This window comes from Streptomyces sp. NPDC107546, from assembly GCF_055639175.1.
The window spans coordinates 1-13,711 of sequence record NZ_JBVKBA010000030.1; the positions used below are offsets into that span (position 1 = coordinate 1).

The 13,711-nt window shown below is 69.4% G+C and carries 12 protein-coding genes and 1 pseudogene; 1 reads left to right on the top strand and 12 read right to left on the bottom strand.

The features are described 5' to 3' along the window. A partial coding sequence (locus ACZ7L1_RS31105) for a hypothetical protein (RefSeq protein ID WP_471441834.1) occupies window positions 1–474 on the bottom strand: 474 nt, incomplete at its 3' end. On the opposite strand from ACZ7L1_RS31105, the gene ACZ7L1_RS31110 reads away from it, so the two are divergent. Further along, the gene (locus ACZ7L1_RS31110; protein WP_471441836.1) at window positions 473–2,650 is read left to right on the top strand and encodes a SpoIIE family protein phosphatase; all 2,178 of its coding nucleotides are present in this window, start codon (window positions 473–475) and stop codon (window positions 2,648–2,650) included. The genes ACZ7L1_RS31105 and ACZ7L1_RS31110 overlap by 2 nt on opposite strands. Window positions 2,651–2,908: 258 nt before the next feature. Here the strand turns inward: ACZ7L1_RS31110 and ACZ7L1_RS31115 are convergent, their stop codons facing one another. The 11 genes and pseudogenes from ACZ7L1_RS31115 to ACZ7L1_RS31165 all read right to left on the bottom strand — a co-directional run bounded on the left by ACZ7L1_RS31115 (window position 2,909) and on the right by ACZ7L1_RS31165 (window position 13,508). After that, window positions 2,909–3,160: a hypothetical protein gene (locus ACZ7L1_RS31115; RefSeq protein ID WP_471441838.1), complete on the bottom strand. Its 252-nt coding sequence runs from the start codon at window positions 3,158–3,160 to the stop codon at window positions 2,909–2,911. A 62-nt stretch (window positions 3,161–3,222) separates the two neighbouring features. Further along, window positions 3,223–3,510 (bottom strand): annotated as a pseudogene (locus ACZ7L1_RS31120) (transposase); the annotation flags it as partial. A 143-nt stretch (window positions 3,511–3,653) separates the two neighbouring features. Next, window positions 3,654–4,085, bottom strand: a complete 432-nt coding sequence (locus tag ACZ7L1_RS31125; RefSeq protein WP_471441840.1) for a hypothetical protein — start codon at window positions 4,083–4,085, stop codon at window positions 3,654–3,656. 299 nt (window positions 4,086–4,384) lie between these two features. Further along, complete coding sequence (locus ACZ7L1_RS31130; protein ID WP_471441842.1) at window positions 4,385–4,936, bottom strand: hypothetical protein; 552 nt, start codon at window positions 4,934–4,936, stop codon at window positions 4,385–4,387. 11 nt (window positions 4,937–4,947) lie between these two features. Further along, a complete protein-coding gene (locus ACZ7L1_RS31135; RefSeq protein ID WP_471441844.1) occupies window positions 4,948–5,460 on the bottom strand; it encodes an IS5 family transposase in 513 nt (170 codons plus the stop codon). After that, window positions 5,412–5,594 carry a hypothetical protein gene (locus ACZ7L1_RS31140; protein ID WP_471441948.1) on the bottom strand — a complete coding sequence of 61 codons (183 nt, stop codon included), beginning with the start codon at window positions 5,592–5,594 and terminating at the stop codon, window positions 5,412–5,414. Before ACZ7L1_RS31140 ends, ACZ7L1_RS31135 begins: the two co-directional genes overlap by 49 nt. 376 nt (window positions 5,595–5,970) lie before the next feature. After that, complete coding sequence (locus ACZ7L1_RS31145) at window positions 5,971–8,199, bottom strand: FtsX-like permease family protein (protein ID WP_471441846.1); 2,229 nt, start codon at window positions 8,197–8,199, stop codon at window positions 5,971–5,973. Next, window positions 8,196–8,882: an ABC transporter ATP-binding protein gene (locus ACZ7L1_RS31150; RefSeq protein WP_471441848.1), complete on the bottom strand. Its 687-nt coding sequence runs from the start codon at window positions 8,880–8,882 to the stop codon at window positions 8,196–8,198. The genes ACZ7L1_RS31145 and ACZ7L1_RS31150 overlap by 4 nt, the downstream gene beginning before the upstream one ends. Continuing rightward, window positions 8,879–9,403 (bottom strand): PadR family transcriptional regulator, encoded by a 525-nt coding sequence (locus ACZ7L1_RS31155; RefSeq protein ID WP_471441850.1) that lies wholly within the window; start codon window positions 9,401–9,403, stop codon window positions 8,879–8,881. Before ACZ7L1_RS31155 ends, ACZ7L1_RS31150 begins: the two co-directional genes overlap by 4 nt. A 298-nt stretch (window positions 9,404–9,701) precedes the next feature. Beyond that, window positions 9,702–10,031: a trypco2 family protein gene (locus tag ACZ7L1_RS31160; RefSeq protein WP_471441852.1), complete on the bottom strand. Its 330-nt coding sequence runs from the start codon at window positions 10,029–10,031 to the stop codon at window positions 9,702–9,704. Between the two features lie 60 nt (window positions 10,032–10,091). Further along, a complete protein-coding gene (locus ACZ7L1_RS31165; RefSeq protein WP_471441854.1) occupies window positions 10,092–13,508 on the bottom strand; it encodes an NACHT domain-containing protein in 3,417 nt (1,138 codons plus the stop codon). Window positions 13,509–13,711: the final 203 nt, after the last annotated feature.

Genomic DNA, 13,711 nt, shown 5'->3' on the forward strand with positions numbered 1-13,711 from the left:
GCGATGCTCCCCCACTGCCTGAAGGGCGTGGGAGGTGCCCCCAGCACCGGACGCCGCGAGCTTTCCGGCAAACCTTTCCGGCCACAGCACTAGGCAGCGCCTGTCGTGGCGATCTGCGGTGGCGGGCGAGGCGCCCTGAATCTTGCCACGGCACTGATCGGGGACCTTGGCGGGCGGACGGCCGTGATCGGTGGACTCGACAGCGCCCGGCAGTTGGAAGAGATCGCGGGATTCGTCATGAGGGTTGTCGTATCCGCCCACAACCCAGGGTTCGCCGCGCCCGATGTCGACCCGGCGCTGGCCAGCGAAACACGCACGCGAAGGAGGCGGGGGTTTACCCGCTTTTACCTCTTCGGTGAGCTGGGTATTTGTGTTATTCAGGAGGTGTGCGGTGAAGGGTCTCGGGGCTTGATCGCATGGACTCGGGAATGCTTTCCGGCATGTGCCGGAGTCAGCGAGCTGGGTGAGCTGCATGGACCCCACACCCCCCTCTTCCTGTGGTTCGCCGTTCGACATGGTCAGCGGCGCCCTGGCGAATTACATCCCCAGGGCCGGTACAACGGCGGCCACAGGTCCTGCCGCTTCACCGGACGACCACGGTGCCCGTCGGCCCGCAGGTGCCAGCAAGGAGAGCGGAGGTCAGGAACAGATCCTCGGGGCCGTCAATCTCGACCGGGATTTGAGAATCACCAGTTGCAATCTGGACGCTGTTCCCTTCGAGGGGGTGAGTGTCGCGCCGGGGGCCCCTTTCTCCGATCTGCTGCCGCCCGGGGACGTACCGACGGTCACGCAGCGGTTGCAGAAGGTTCTCGAGACGCGGGAGGCGCACGTCGCCCGGGTCCAGCGCCTGCGACGGGAGGACGGGACAGAGCTGGTGGTCTCGATGAGCATCCTGCCGGCCGCATCACCGCAGGAAGGTCTGACAGTCTCCCTGATCGCCATGGCCAAGCGGCTGCACCTGTACGCTTCCGCGGCCGCGATCGGGACCTCATTGGACATCGGCGAGACCGCGCAGTCCCTGGCCCAGTCCCTGCTGGCGTGGGGGGACGTGGCCGCCGTCGACCTCGACTACGCCGTGTGGACGGGAGAGGCCGTCACCGAGCAGGCGCAGGAGCGCATCCGGCTGCGGCGCGCGGCCGTGGTGCCGGACCGCGCCTGGCCTGAGGGGTACCTGACTCCCGGGGACAACCTTCCCCGCGAAGCAAGTCGTCTCCTGGCCGGTGCGGTCAGGCGCGACGATGTGCCGCAGGCCATCGTCATTCCCGACCGCGAAGCGATCGAGCGGGTACTCAACGATCCGAAGCTGGTGCGCGCCTTGGTGCCCGGCGACCGGCCGGTGAGTGTCGCCTGCATACCGCTGGTTGTGGAAGGACCAGAAGGCACACCAGGGCCCATCGTGCTGGGCGTGACGGAGGTCTGGCGGCGGCCGGATCGCCTCTTCCGCGACAGTGAGCTGCTCGACTTGCAAGAACTCGTGGCCAAAACCGCCCGTCATGTGGATCTGGCCCGCCAGCATCAGCGTGAGCACGCCCAGGTCCTGGCGCTGCAGCGCCGGCTGCTGCCGCGGGCCGGCAGCGACACCATCGAGGTCGCAAGCGTCTACCAGCCCACCAACCCCGACAGTGCGGGCGTCGGCGGTGACTGGGTGAACAGCTTTCCCCTACCGTGTGACCGTACCGCGCTGGTCGTCGGTGACGTCGTCGGGCATGGGCTGGGGGCCGCGGCGGCCATGGGCCAGCTGAGCATGGAGGCCCGCGCGCTGCTGTCGGCGGGGCTGGGGCCCGGGGAGGTGCTGGAGCGTCTGGACGAGACGGTCACGCTCCTGGACGACACGGACGCGGGCCTGGCGGCCGGCTACAGCGCGCTGGGCTCAACGTGCTGCATCGCCGTCTATGATCCGGTCGACAACCGGATGGTGATGTCCAATGCCGGCCACCTGCCCCCGGTCCTCGTCCAGCCCGACGGATCCGCCAAGACCATCACGGCGCAACCTCACCCGGGCCTGGGAGCCGAGTTCGCTGTGCGGGAGCCGTTCGACGTGCAGGAGTTCGCCGCGCCGCCCGGCTCGCTCCTCACCCTCTACACCGACGGCCTGGTGGAGGATCCAGCGGCCTCGATCGACGACGGCATCCGTCGGCTGACGGACGTGGTGCGCGAGGTGCATCCCTGGGACGATCTGCAGCTGGCCGCGCGTCGCGTGGTCGCCGCGCTGGCCCCGCAGGGGCACCTGCGGGACGACGTCACCCTGCTTCTGGCGCGTATGGCCGGCCGCCGCGGCCGGGACACCGCGACCTGGCAGCTGCCCGCCCGCGATGACACAGCTGCCCGAACCCGCGCCCTGGCCCACTCACTCCTGCGGCGATGGGACATGAGCGACCAGGCCCGGGACAGTGCGCTGTTGGTGATCAGTGAACTGGTGACCAACGCCGTCCGGTTCGGGACCGGGCCTGTCACGGTGCGGCTGGTGAGGGCCAGGGGCCGTCTGTCGTGCGAGGTTGGCGACGCCGGCAATGGCCGGCCCCGACTGCGCCGCGGTGAGCTACTTGGCGACGGCGGGCGCGGCCTGCACGTGGTCCACAAGCTCACCACACGCTGGGGGGTGCGGTGGACCAACACCGGCAAAGCCGTCTGGGCCGAACTGAAGGCATAGCATCCCTGCCGCACTGAGTGGCGAGCTTCGGCTACAGCCAGCCAGAAGCCCCGGCCGCCGCTCGTCGGGCATCGTCTGCTCCATATGCTCCAGCACCCGCGTCGCAGGCCACGGACACCCGGCCCAAGAACGGCACGCAGCCATGCCGCGCCCGAACGAGCGCCAATGGCCGCATCGATGTGCTGACCGTAGCGCCACCTCGGGTGCAACCGCAGCAGGGGAACGGTCCGGGGGCCCAGGTCGCCCGACGTCACACGGTCACAGCAGCCAGACCCCAAGGGCGGCGATGGCAAGGCCGATCGTGAGGACCAGCGGCCCGACCACGCGATCACCCCACTTCCTACGGCCTTCGAGGCGCCGCATGCCGACGGACACGACCCCACCGGCAATGACGATCGCGCATCCGGCGATCACGACGAGCGCCACAAAGAGGGGACCCCAGCCCGGCTCATGGTTCGAGTTGTTGTGCGCGACCCCTGCCAGGATCACGTCCCTGAGCTCACCGTGCACGGATCACTCCCCGCCTTCTCGACGTCCTCGGCCAGGTCCTGGAGCGTTCGTCGCCGCGTCCCACCCGTGGCTGGCCTCGTTCGAACGATCACGGGGCGGATGCCCCGCTGCCTGAGCAGTCTCCGGTACTTGTCGTGGTCGTAGCCGCGGTCCGCGAACAGCATGTCGGGCCGGTGCCTGGGCCGGCCGACGACACCGGCCACCGCTGGGACCTTGTCCAGCAGCGGTATCAGCTGGGTGACGTCGTTGCGGTTGCCGCCGGTCGGCGACACCGCGAGCGGGATGCCCTGGCCATCGGTGAGGACGTGGTGCTTGCTGCCCGGCCGTGCGCGGTCGACCGGGCTGGGACCGCTGGCTTCCCGCCCCTATAACTGGTGCGGTGGCGCGGACCTTCCGATGATGTAGATCGCTCGGTAGTGGCCCGGAACATGACCGGGCCGACGTGGGCGGAATGGCTCTGGCGGGATAACTGCATTTGCCCGTCGGCTGTCGGTCAGCGGAAGTCGCTGGGAACGTAGGCGTTGGTCCAGTGTGAGAAGGCAGCGCGGTCGGTGGCAGTGAGGGCCGGGCCGGTGATGCGGTACTGCTGGTAGAAGCGTTGCCCTACGTCGATCCGGACGCCGCGTACCTGCAAGTGGGTGTGGTGGAGCAGGCGGTGGCGGCCGGATGCGCAGGTCGGCTGGCAGGTGTTGATGTCCACAGTGCCGGTAGCGGTCACTGTCTGCCCGCCCCAGGTGTTCCAGCGCAGATCAGTAAGCGCGACGTGCGAGGTCACCTCAAAGACGCTCGGTCGGGCCGAAGGGTGCTGGGACAGGTCATCCAGCAGGATTGTCGTTGGCGTCGGCTGCCAAGACGCGGCCGACGCGAGCACGACGGTGACGGCGACAGCAATGACAGAGCGCAGAACCCTAACCTGACCTGGCATGCCTCGCCTCCCTTGAGGTACGGGCAGCGGCCCTGCCGCTGTCGAGTGCTTTTCCAGATCAGCTCCACCACGGTGGTTTCCAGGCTAAGCCGTCTGCACGGGTGGCGCCTGTCGTACGTCACTCGAGGCGGGAGTCGATGAGGTCGGCGCCGTCGGCGAGGAAGGCCCGTGCGCTGGCCCGTCCTGGCGCGGCCCCACCCGGGAGCGGGCTGCGGTTTGGCGGGGCGGGTCTTTCGGGCGGCTATCCGGTTCAGCTTCGCCCGTGCCCGCTCGGAGACCTTAGACTTCGTTGTAATTGGTCAGGTCCGCTGCCGTTGCCCCAACAGGCGGGCCTGCTCGTACTTCAGCGAGGAGAAGCCCTGGCGCGCGTAGGCCGCGAGCTCCTCGCTGGGGAACGACACCACCGAGAGGTGCTGGTCGTGGAGTCCCTGCGCCCATCGGGCGGCTGTGATCTCATAGCCAGACACATGCGCACACAGGTGGAGCAGAAGCGGCGGCATCTCTGGTTCGCTCAACAGGTCCGCGTGTTTGATGACCAGGTCGCGCATGGCCTGGATGTTCGGAAGAAAGACGGTAGTGACCCACAGCCGCCACTCGGTGAGCTCTTCAGGAGTGGGCGGGGGCTCATGAGCGAACGGCGACTTTCCGCCAGGGCGAGCGTGACGTTCCACGAACGCGCTGAACGTGCGGCTGTTGGCTTCCGTGAGGGCGAACAGGGGCCCATAGAAGTCGCTGAGCTGGCGATTCACGCGAGCAAGACGTTCCTGACGCTGCGACAAACGCAAGCCGTTGAGGTAGGTGACGACATAGCCGACGAACGCCAGCCCGATGGTGACGACCACTGCGATCATGAGGGGCGATGCTAGCGAGCAGTGCGCTCCCTGGTCAGACGGCCGTAGCAGATACGGATTGCTGCGATGCCCGCGAAGGCCAGGAAGTGATCGGCCTTGCGTTCGTAGCGGCGGTGGAGTCTGCGGACGCCGCCAAGCCAGCTCACCGTCCGTTCGACGGTCCAGCGGTGTCGGCCGAGCCTGGCAGAGGAGTCGACGCCCTTGCGGGCTATCCGAGGCGTGATACGGCGGCTGCGGAGCCATTGACGCAGGTGGTCGTAGTCGTATCCCTTGTCGGCATGGAGCTTGGCGGGACGGCCCCGTCGGGGGCCACGACGGGAGCGGATTGGCGGTATGCCCCGCACCAGCGGTTCAAGTCCCAGGCTGTCGTGAGTGTTTGCCGCGGAGATCCCGATCGAGAGAGGCAAATCGGACCTATCAGTCAGCAAGTGGATCTTCGAGCCATTTTTACCGCGATCCACAGGATTCGGACCCGTCAGTTCCCCCCTTTGAGAGCCCGCATGTTCACCGAGTCGATCGCGCACCGCGACCAGTCCAGTTTCCCTTGCGAGCCGAGCTCGTCCAGGATCAGGCGATGCAGCTTGGCCCACACCCGAGCCTGGCTCCACTCGGCGAAGCGCCGGTAAACCGTTGACCACGATGGTCCGAATGCTTCCAGCGTCTGTCTCCACGTACAGCCGGAGGTCGAGAACGCATGTGGACTATGCCGCTGTCGAGGTCGATCGGCCCGCGGTAGGGATCGCCCTCGCCCTCGTCGTCGCGCATCCACTCCAGACGGCGTCGCTCCTCGTGCTGGTGGCGGGCGCTGGGACGGAAGATCTCTTCGAGGATGTTCACCGGAGCGAACGGGCTTGACCGGGCCGGGGTTCCCGGCGTCGGCCGGACAGATGGTTCGAACGGTTGTCGATCATCAGGGGCTCCTGACTGTGGATCAGGGACGACAGCCGCCTCCGGAGAAGAGGGAGCTTCGGTGCGCTGAGAGTTCTGCTACGGCCCTGGACGCCGCAGCATCCGGGGCCGTAGCGGGAGGCGCGTCAGCCGTTGCGGGCGGCTTCGGGGCCGGTGATGCGTCTGAGCAGGGGGAGGGTGGAGGCGATGATCCCGAGCGCGGTGGCCAGTCCGACCGCGACCAGCGCGTAGTACGCCGCGTCCGGCGAGATCAGGTCGTAGTGCATCTGCGAGGTCAGGAACATCGCCGACGCGGCGAAGGCGGTGCCGATCGCGATCGCGGAGACCGCCAGCAGCGGCAGGGCGCTCTCCAGGCCGACCACGCGCTGCAGCAGCCGCAGCGGCGCGCCGGTGAGCCGCAGGATCGCGAACGGGCGCCTGCGGTCCGACAGGCCCGCGACGACGCTCACCGCCAGACTGCAGCCCGCGATCGGCAGCGTGGTCAACAGCACCACGTTGGCCAACTGCCGCCAACCGGCCAGCTCCTGCTGCAGGGTGGTGTCCCAGTCGCCGACCGTGCGGGCCTGCTCCTGCGGATAGGCAATGGTGAGCAGGGTCCGCACACGCTCCCTGGCCGCCGTCGACCCGTCGGTGGCCACGTAGACCAGTTGCACGGGCAGCCTTGCGACGGCGGCCGGGCTGATCTCGGCGGCAGGCCACTGGCGGCCCGGCTGCGAGACCAGGCTGCCGAAGGTGAAGAAGTCGACAGCCGCGACGCTCGCCCCGGCGGGGCAGCGGCCGACCATCGGGATCTGCGCGAGATCGGAGCAGGAAACCAGCGCGGGTACCAACGGGGGGTGATCGCCCGGGACCGGGACCTTGCCGACGCCGCCGGGGTTGGCGTGCACGGCGGCCAGGCCGCGGACGCCCGGAATCGCCCGGATCTCGGTGAGCAGCCGTGTCGGGGTGGTCCCGGCCAGCGGCGCCCCGCCGGGGTCGCCGTCCTCCACCACCGTCCGGGTCTGCTGGTCGCCGCCGAGCGTGCCGCGGTGGTGGTTGATGGTGCCGATGATGCTGATCGTGGCGGTGGTCACGAACAGGGCCAGGACGAGGCCGCTGACCGCGCGGAAACCGGCCTTCGGGTCGTCGGCGAGCCGGCGCACCGCGATCAGCGTGGCCGGTCGTCGGGTGCGCCGGGCCACCGCCCGGGCGGCGGTCATGGTCAGCCACGGCCCGGCGATCAACAGGCCCAGCATCGCCACCAGGAAGCCGGGCAGGTAGGCCGCCGCCTGGCCGTTCCCGGTCGTAGGGCGGCGGTTGATGAAGTACGCCAGCTCGGCCAGGCCCGCCGAGAGTGGGATCAGCCGCCAGGCGCGCGGCGGGCGCGGGGTCACTCGGCGGCTCACGCCGAGCGGGGAGATGGTGACCCGGCGCAGCGCCAGCCGCGCCGCGATCGCCGCCGCCACCGGCACGCCGACGGCGACGCCGAGGACCTGGGGTGCGCTGAGTGTCAGATCCGAGAGGAAGAACCGCTGCTGCCCGGTGAACGGGATGGTGGCGACCAGCGGGCGCAGCGCGGCGTAGAGCCCGAAACCGACCGCTGTCCCGGCGGCCGCCGCCAGCGTCGACTCCACCGCCGAGATCACCGCCACCTGCCGGGGAGTGGCGCCGACCAGCCGCATCGCCGCGTAGCGCTGCTCGCGGGTGGCGGCGGACAGACGCGTCGCGGTGCCGATGAAGATCAGCACCGGGAAGATCAGCGCGCCGGCCACCACGGAGGAGATAAGCGTCATGGCGTCACCGCGCACGGCGTTGTCCCAGCACTGGTTGTCGCAGGAGAGCGGCCGGGTACTGGCGATGGTGGTGACCTCTCTCGCCCCTGGTTCACCCTTGATCTGCGCCGGGGTACGGCCGATGACGGCGATCAGCGAGTCCGGGGAAGCCAGAGCGGCGTCGCCGGTCGTGCCGGCGAGCCGGCCCGGGAAGCGGTCGCCCAGTTGGTCGGCCGGGGTGTCGCGGATCAGTTCGGCCAGTGCAGGAGAGGCGTAGTACTCGCCGGGGGCCGGCAGGTGCGTCAGGCCGGGCGGGACGGGAGAGGTCGGGCCGGTCGCGGCGACATCGACCTCGGTGAGAGATTTGCCGTCGTAGTAGTCGCCGTGCGGCCGCCACCACAGCGGGTCCGCCGACGCTGTACGGCTCTCGGCGCCGGTGTCGAGCCAGACCTGGCGCTGGTTCGTCCGTTCGACGGCGTTCATGCTGGCGAAAGTCGACAGCAGCAGCCCGACCCCGATGGCCACCGCGGCGGCGATCATGACCAGGCGGGCGATCGCCGCCCGGCCGCCGCTGACCGCCATGCGGAGGGCAAAGGCGATCATGAGGCGATCCGTCCGGTCGTGAGCAGGCTGGCCTTACCGTCCCGGACCATTGCCTTCCGGTCGGCGTACGCGGCGACCCGGGGCTCGTGAGTCACCAGGACGACGGTGGTGCCCTCCTCGTGGGCCGCGTCCACCATCAGCTCCATCACCTGCTCGCCGGTCAGCGAGTCCAGCGCCCCGGTCGGCTCGTCTGCGAACAGCACCTTGGGCCGGGTCACCAGGCCGCGGGCCAGCGCCACCCGCTGCGCCTGGCCACCCGACAACTCCCCGGAGCGGCGCCGCTCCAGGCCGTCCAGGCCAAGCCGGGCGAACCAGGGCCGGGCCTCGGCGAGCGCGGTCGCCCGGCGCACGCCGGAGAACAGCAGCGGCAGGGCGACGTTCTCCTCGGCGCTCAACTCGGGGACGAGCTGGCCGAACTGGAAGACGAAGCCGAAGGTGTCGCGGCGCAGTGCGCTACGGTCCGCCTCGTTCATGGTGTCGATGCGGCGTCCGTCGAAGTGCACCTCGCCCGAGTCGGGGGTGAGGATGCCGGCCAGACAGTGCAGCAGGGTGGACTTGCCCGAGCCGCTCGGACCCATCACGGCGAGCACCTCGCCGGCCTCGATGGCCAGGCCGGCGCCGCGCAGGGCGGAGGTCTCGCCGAAGGAGAGGGTGAGGTCGCGGGCCTCGATGAGGGCGGTCATGCGCGCACCGCCTCGGCGAGCGCATCCATCCGGGCCGCGGTCAGCTCGATCCAGTGCAGGTCGGCCTCCAGATGGAACAGGCCGTGGTCGGCGAGCAGGGCGTCGACGAGCGTGCCGGTGCGGCGCAGCTGGGTCAGCTCGTGCATCCGCTGCAGGTGGGCGGCCCGCTGAGTGTCGAGGTACTGCTGGGCGTCGCGGCCGAGCATCAGGGCCAGCACCACCTTGGTGAACAGCACGGTCTGCAGATTGGGCTCGGGGGCCACCGGCTCGGTGAGCCAGGCCTCGAACTCCGTCGCCCCGGCCTCGGTGATCACGTAGCGCTTGCGCTCGGGGCCGTCCCCGGGCTCCGCCTCGCCGGCAATGACCTTTCCGTCCCGCGCCAACCGGCCAAGTGTCGTATAGACCTGCCCGTAGGGCAGCGGCTTGCCTCGGCCGAAAAACGCGTCGTAGTCACGCTTGAGGTCGTAGCCGTGGCTCGGCTCCCGCTCCAGCAGTCCCAACAGGGTGAGAGGAACACTCATGAGAGGGACCCTACACCGCAGATATACTCTGAGTGTATATCTGCGGAGAGTACGTCCGTGAACTTCGGGGGCTGGCGTCCCGAACCGGGCGGGCCCCCTGATGCGGGAACCCATCGCTCAGGGCACACGTCGAGGCCCGCACGTGGTCTGCGCGACACTCAGGCAGCAGCGTGCGGCCCGCGCCCGGGACTGCGACCAGCGAGTCGCCTGAGCCACCCATCAGGGACGTTCGTTCAGGGCTTTGGGCCCAGCTCCCGGTTGGCGGGCGTAAGGGCGGTCCCACCGCGCAAGAGGGCGATCACTCCACGGAGTCGAAGCGGCTGGTGTCCCCGTGTGTGTCGTTGCCGACCTCCAGGCTGCCCCCGGCGGCGTCCTTGGGGGTGAGGGTGAAGGCGATTCGATGGGTACGGCTCTGGGAGGCCTTCGCATCGGCGTCGGCGTTGACCACCCATGCCCTGACGCCGCCCTTGACCCCGGCCTCGCGACGGAGTTCGACCGTGAACTCCATCTGAATCGGGCCGACGTCGAAGCGCACCGCTTCCCCGGCCCCGGCCGCTGCCGCCTGCATCAGCCCGTCCCTGATCGCCCTCACCGCGGTGGCGAGTTCGATGTCCTGGAAGTCCGGCACTGACCCTCCTGTCGTCGACTGATGATCGACGGTAGGGCATGCCGCCCCGTCCCGTCTTCGTCACCGGCCGCTGAGGCGGCGCCACCAGGGAGACGGTGACTTCGGTGCATCGGCCGTGGGGTGGTGCCTCAGCATTCGGCGTACCGAACCAGGCGGCAGGCACTCGGCTCCGGTGACCCGCAGATCGCCTGAGGATGCCCAGCTCAGGGTGACCGAGACGTCGGCAACGCCGGCGAGCGCGGAGAGGTCCACGGTCGCCGACCTGCGGCCCGCGTGCGTGAACTGTACGTGCAGGCGCAGTTCCTGAAGCGAAGGAAGCATCCGGGGAAGGAGATCTGCGGTGCAGAGGTCTCCGGTCGCATAGGCGGTGACCTGCGCGCTGGTGACGCCGGGCAGACGGACCGCCCGTGAGAGGTCCGATGGGCAAAGGTCTTCGATGGCGAGGTCCACGTCTTTCAGCGAGGGGAGCCGGCTGAGGGCGGCCAGCTCTTCGGCCGGCACCGGTGCGCCGGGCAGGGCGAGCGAGGTGAGGTGCGGCCAGCGACGGATGGCATGGAGGTCGGCGACGACCAGGTTGCCGAGGAGCCGGAGGCGTCGGAGATCTGTCGGAAAGGGGACGTCTGCCAGTGCGAGGCGGCGTGCCGCCCCGCCCCGATCCCATCGAAAAGTTGCATCGTGGAGTGTCTCCACCTCCTGCAACGGGGACAGGTCAGGGCCGCCGGGCACGTTCCGGAGTATGACGGTGTTCATACGGAGGCGACGCAGCGCCGAGTAGTCCGTGAGGCCGCCGCAGTCGGAGAGGCACAACGCGGATAGTTCCGGCAGTTCCACCGCCAGGAACTCCAGGTCGCGCAGCACGTCGTTGGCATCGAGGGTGAAGTCGTCCGGGCGGGCGCGGCGGAGCACGGGCGAGAGTGCCTCTGCCGGGAAGTCGCCCACGCAAGCGAGCGCGGGGACCGAACCCATCGTGGAGAGTGCGGAGAGCTGCGCCGAACTGCTTACGGTGAGGCGTACTCCTGCGAGCGGTGTGTGGACGAGGATGCCCTCTGCGTATGCCCGGGCGTCGAAGCCGTCCCAGGCGTCCGCGAGTTCCTGTCGGACGTTCTGGTCCGGATGCACCCTGAAGGAGTGCAGCACCTGATAGGCGTGCTCCCCGCCCAGCAGCCGGGCGGTACGGACGACCGCGCCGGCCTGCCCCGCCGTGAGCCCCTCGGGCGAGGGGAGCAGGTCCAGTGCCACCGTTCCGGCCTGAGCGAGCAGCTCGGCGTCCGCCGGGCTCTCGGGCGGAACCAGGGCTGCCGCACGCCTCTCGACCTCGGCGCGAACGTCAGGGGCGAGAGCCGTCGCGTGCTCCAGGCACGCTGCGGCAAGCAGGTGCAGCCGCTCGCGCTGCGGGGAGGCGGCCATGTCGCCGAGTTCCAGCAGGCGGCGCAGTAGTGTTGCGCGTTCGTCCGCGCGGGCGTGCCCGACCGCCATCCGCACCACGTCTTCCCACTGCGGCTCGTGGGCGTGGGCGGCCACCAGGTTGAGGTCCTGGCCCTCCACGGCGGCCTTGGACCCGAGGTAGTCCTGGAAAGTGCGGTGGATGAACTCGACGGTGTCGGGGGACGGCGCGCGCAGGATTCCACTGCGCAGCAGCAGGTGGTCCAGAACGTCTGCGGCCTGCTCGGGCGCGGCGACCTGAGGCATCGAGCGCAGGGCATCGGCGACGACCCGCAGCACGTTGGAGCGGTCGGCCTCGGCATGGCCGTTGCGGATCATCCAGTAGGCGAGCTGCTGCAGCAGCCACAGTTGTGCGCTCTCGTTGATCTGCAGATGCGTGGCGACTCTCCGCTGCACGTCGCGACGGACCAGCAACATGCTCAGCGCGGCCTCGTAGAGCTCCAGTCGGTTCTGCGGCAGGTAGGAGTTGCGGTCACGGTTCAGCGCGCAGATCATCGCGCACATCAGGGGGTTGGTCGCAAGGCGACCCAAGTCGTTCTTACGGGGCAGGGCATCGGCCAGTACCTGCTCGTACTCCGCCAGCTGGGCCCGATCATCTGAGCGCTCGACGGTCCGGGCGGCCGCCTGGTGCCAGCGATGCATGAACGCGGTGACGTCCTGACGGTTCATCGGCAGCAGGTTCAGCTCGGTGAACTGCTGGCTGCTCAGCCAGCCGTCGTCCACGGCCGAGGGCCGGGTCGTCACCAGGAAGACGCAGTCGGGGTAAAGAGTGATCAGTTGTTTGAGCCAGTCCCGGGTCCGCTGTCGGTCACCCTCCTGGATCTCGTCCACGCCGTCGATGAGCAGGAGGGCGCGCCCGGACTGAAGGACCTGGTCGGCCCAGCCTTCGGGCTGAAGGGAGTGCAGCGGATTGCCGACGGCGGAGAGGAAGTCCTGTGGTTCCGGCAACGCGTCGCGACGGGTGAGGGTGCGCAGGGGCAGGACGAACGGCAGGCAGCCCTGAAGGTGCCCGAGCGCCAGGGGAAACTCCCGCCGGGCTGCGGTCACAGCCAACCACTGCACCAAGGTCGTCTTGCCGGAACCGGCGTGGCCGCGCAGGAGGATGCGGGTCCGGCGTGCGAACGCCGTCTCGACGCGCTGTCGGCCGCCGCCGACCGGATCGTGGAACCGGTCACCCGGCTCGCCGACCGTGTCCTCCGATCCCGGCCTTCGCCTGTGATGGGGCGCCAGCTCCAGGCTCAGATACGCCGTGTCCAGGGGCCACTGCGCGTGTTCCTGGCGGCTGAAGTCGAGTCCGAAAATCCTGAGTTCGTTGTAGAACTCGGCTACGTACGCCGCATACCGGCGCTCGAACTCGGCGTGCGGGTTGTGCTCCGGATCCGTGAGTTCGTCCACGGTCGGCTGATGACCGGTGTGTTTCACCAGCCGCTCCACGAACTCCGGGTCACCGAAGAGGACGCGGCTGCGTACGGCTTCAAGGCGACCGTGCTGCCAGTTGACGGGGTCGGTCACCACCACACCGATGATCGTTCCCTGCGCGAACAGGGCCGCACCGGACATGCCCGCCCACGGCGAGGGCCCTTCCGTCCGCGCGAGAGGCGGCGTGTACGGACTGTCGAGTACGTATCGCGAGCGGACCATGCGCGAACCAGGCTTGAACGTGCCGACGATCTGCTCCGTGTCGAGTCCGTCCTCGCCGTCGCGCTGCATCCGCGGGAAGCCGATGGCCTGGCAGGATTCCATCGGCGCGAGTCCGGAGGGCACGCCCCAGCGCACCGGCTTCAGCTGCTCGGCGAGTTCGGCAGGGATCAGGTCTCGCTTGGCCAGCAGCAGCGCGGCATCGCACTCGCGGTCGTGCCGCGACCACACCACGCGGCATTCGACCTCTCCGACACCGCCGAGCGCCGCGACGTTCGCCAGGTAGCGGTTCTGCACCACGTGTCCGGCGGTGAGGACGAGACGGGGTGTCAAGAGATACCCGCTGCCCTGGCGGGTGCCGAGCACGGCGGCGATGCGGAAGCGTTCCGGTCCCACGGGTCACATTCTCCGCAGAAGTAGTGTTCGGTGGCTGCCTGCTGTGGTGGAGCGCCCGAGCAGTCGGCTGGGCCGGCCCTGATCCCCGCCACCGCTTTCGCATTGGTCCGCCCGCTCCCACTCTAGGACATCAACCACCGTGACGTCGGCAATTCCGCGGCTCACAGGGGCAGTTGGAGCGCTTGGGAAAGTACCGCGTCACC

What these genes read in the sequence shown, in the direction of transcription:
- ACZ7L1_RS31150 (WP_471441848.1), bottom strand. Translation starts at nt 8,882, where the DNA reads ATGACCGCCCTCATCGAGGCCCGCGACCTCACCCTCTCCTTCGGCGAG.
- ACZ7L1_RS31130 (WP_471441842.1), bottom strand. Translation starts at nt 4,936, where the DNA reads ATGATCGCAGTGGTCGTCACCATCGGGCTGGCGTTCGTCGGCTATGTC.
- ACZ7L1_RS31125 (WP_471441840.1), bottom strand. Translation starts at nt 4,085, where the DNA reads ATGCCAGGTCAGGTTAGGGTTCTGCGCTCTGTCATTGCTGTCGCCGTC.
- ACZ7L1_RS31110 (WP_471441836.1), top strand. Translation starts at nt 473, where the DNA reads ATGGACCCCACACCCCCCTCTTCCTGTGGTTCGCCGTTCGACATGGTC.
- ACZ7L1_RS31155 (WP_471441850.1), bottom strand. Translation starts at nt 9,403, where the DNA reads ATGAGTGTTCCTCTCACCCTGTTGGGACTGCTGGAGCGGGAGCCGAGC.
- ACZ7L1_RS31145 (WP_471441846.1), bottom strand. Translation starts at nt 8,199, where the DNA reads ATGATCGCCTTTGCCCTCCGCATGGCGGTCAGCGGCGGCCGGGCGGCG.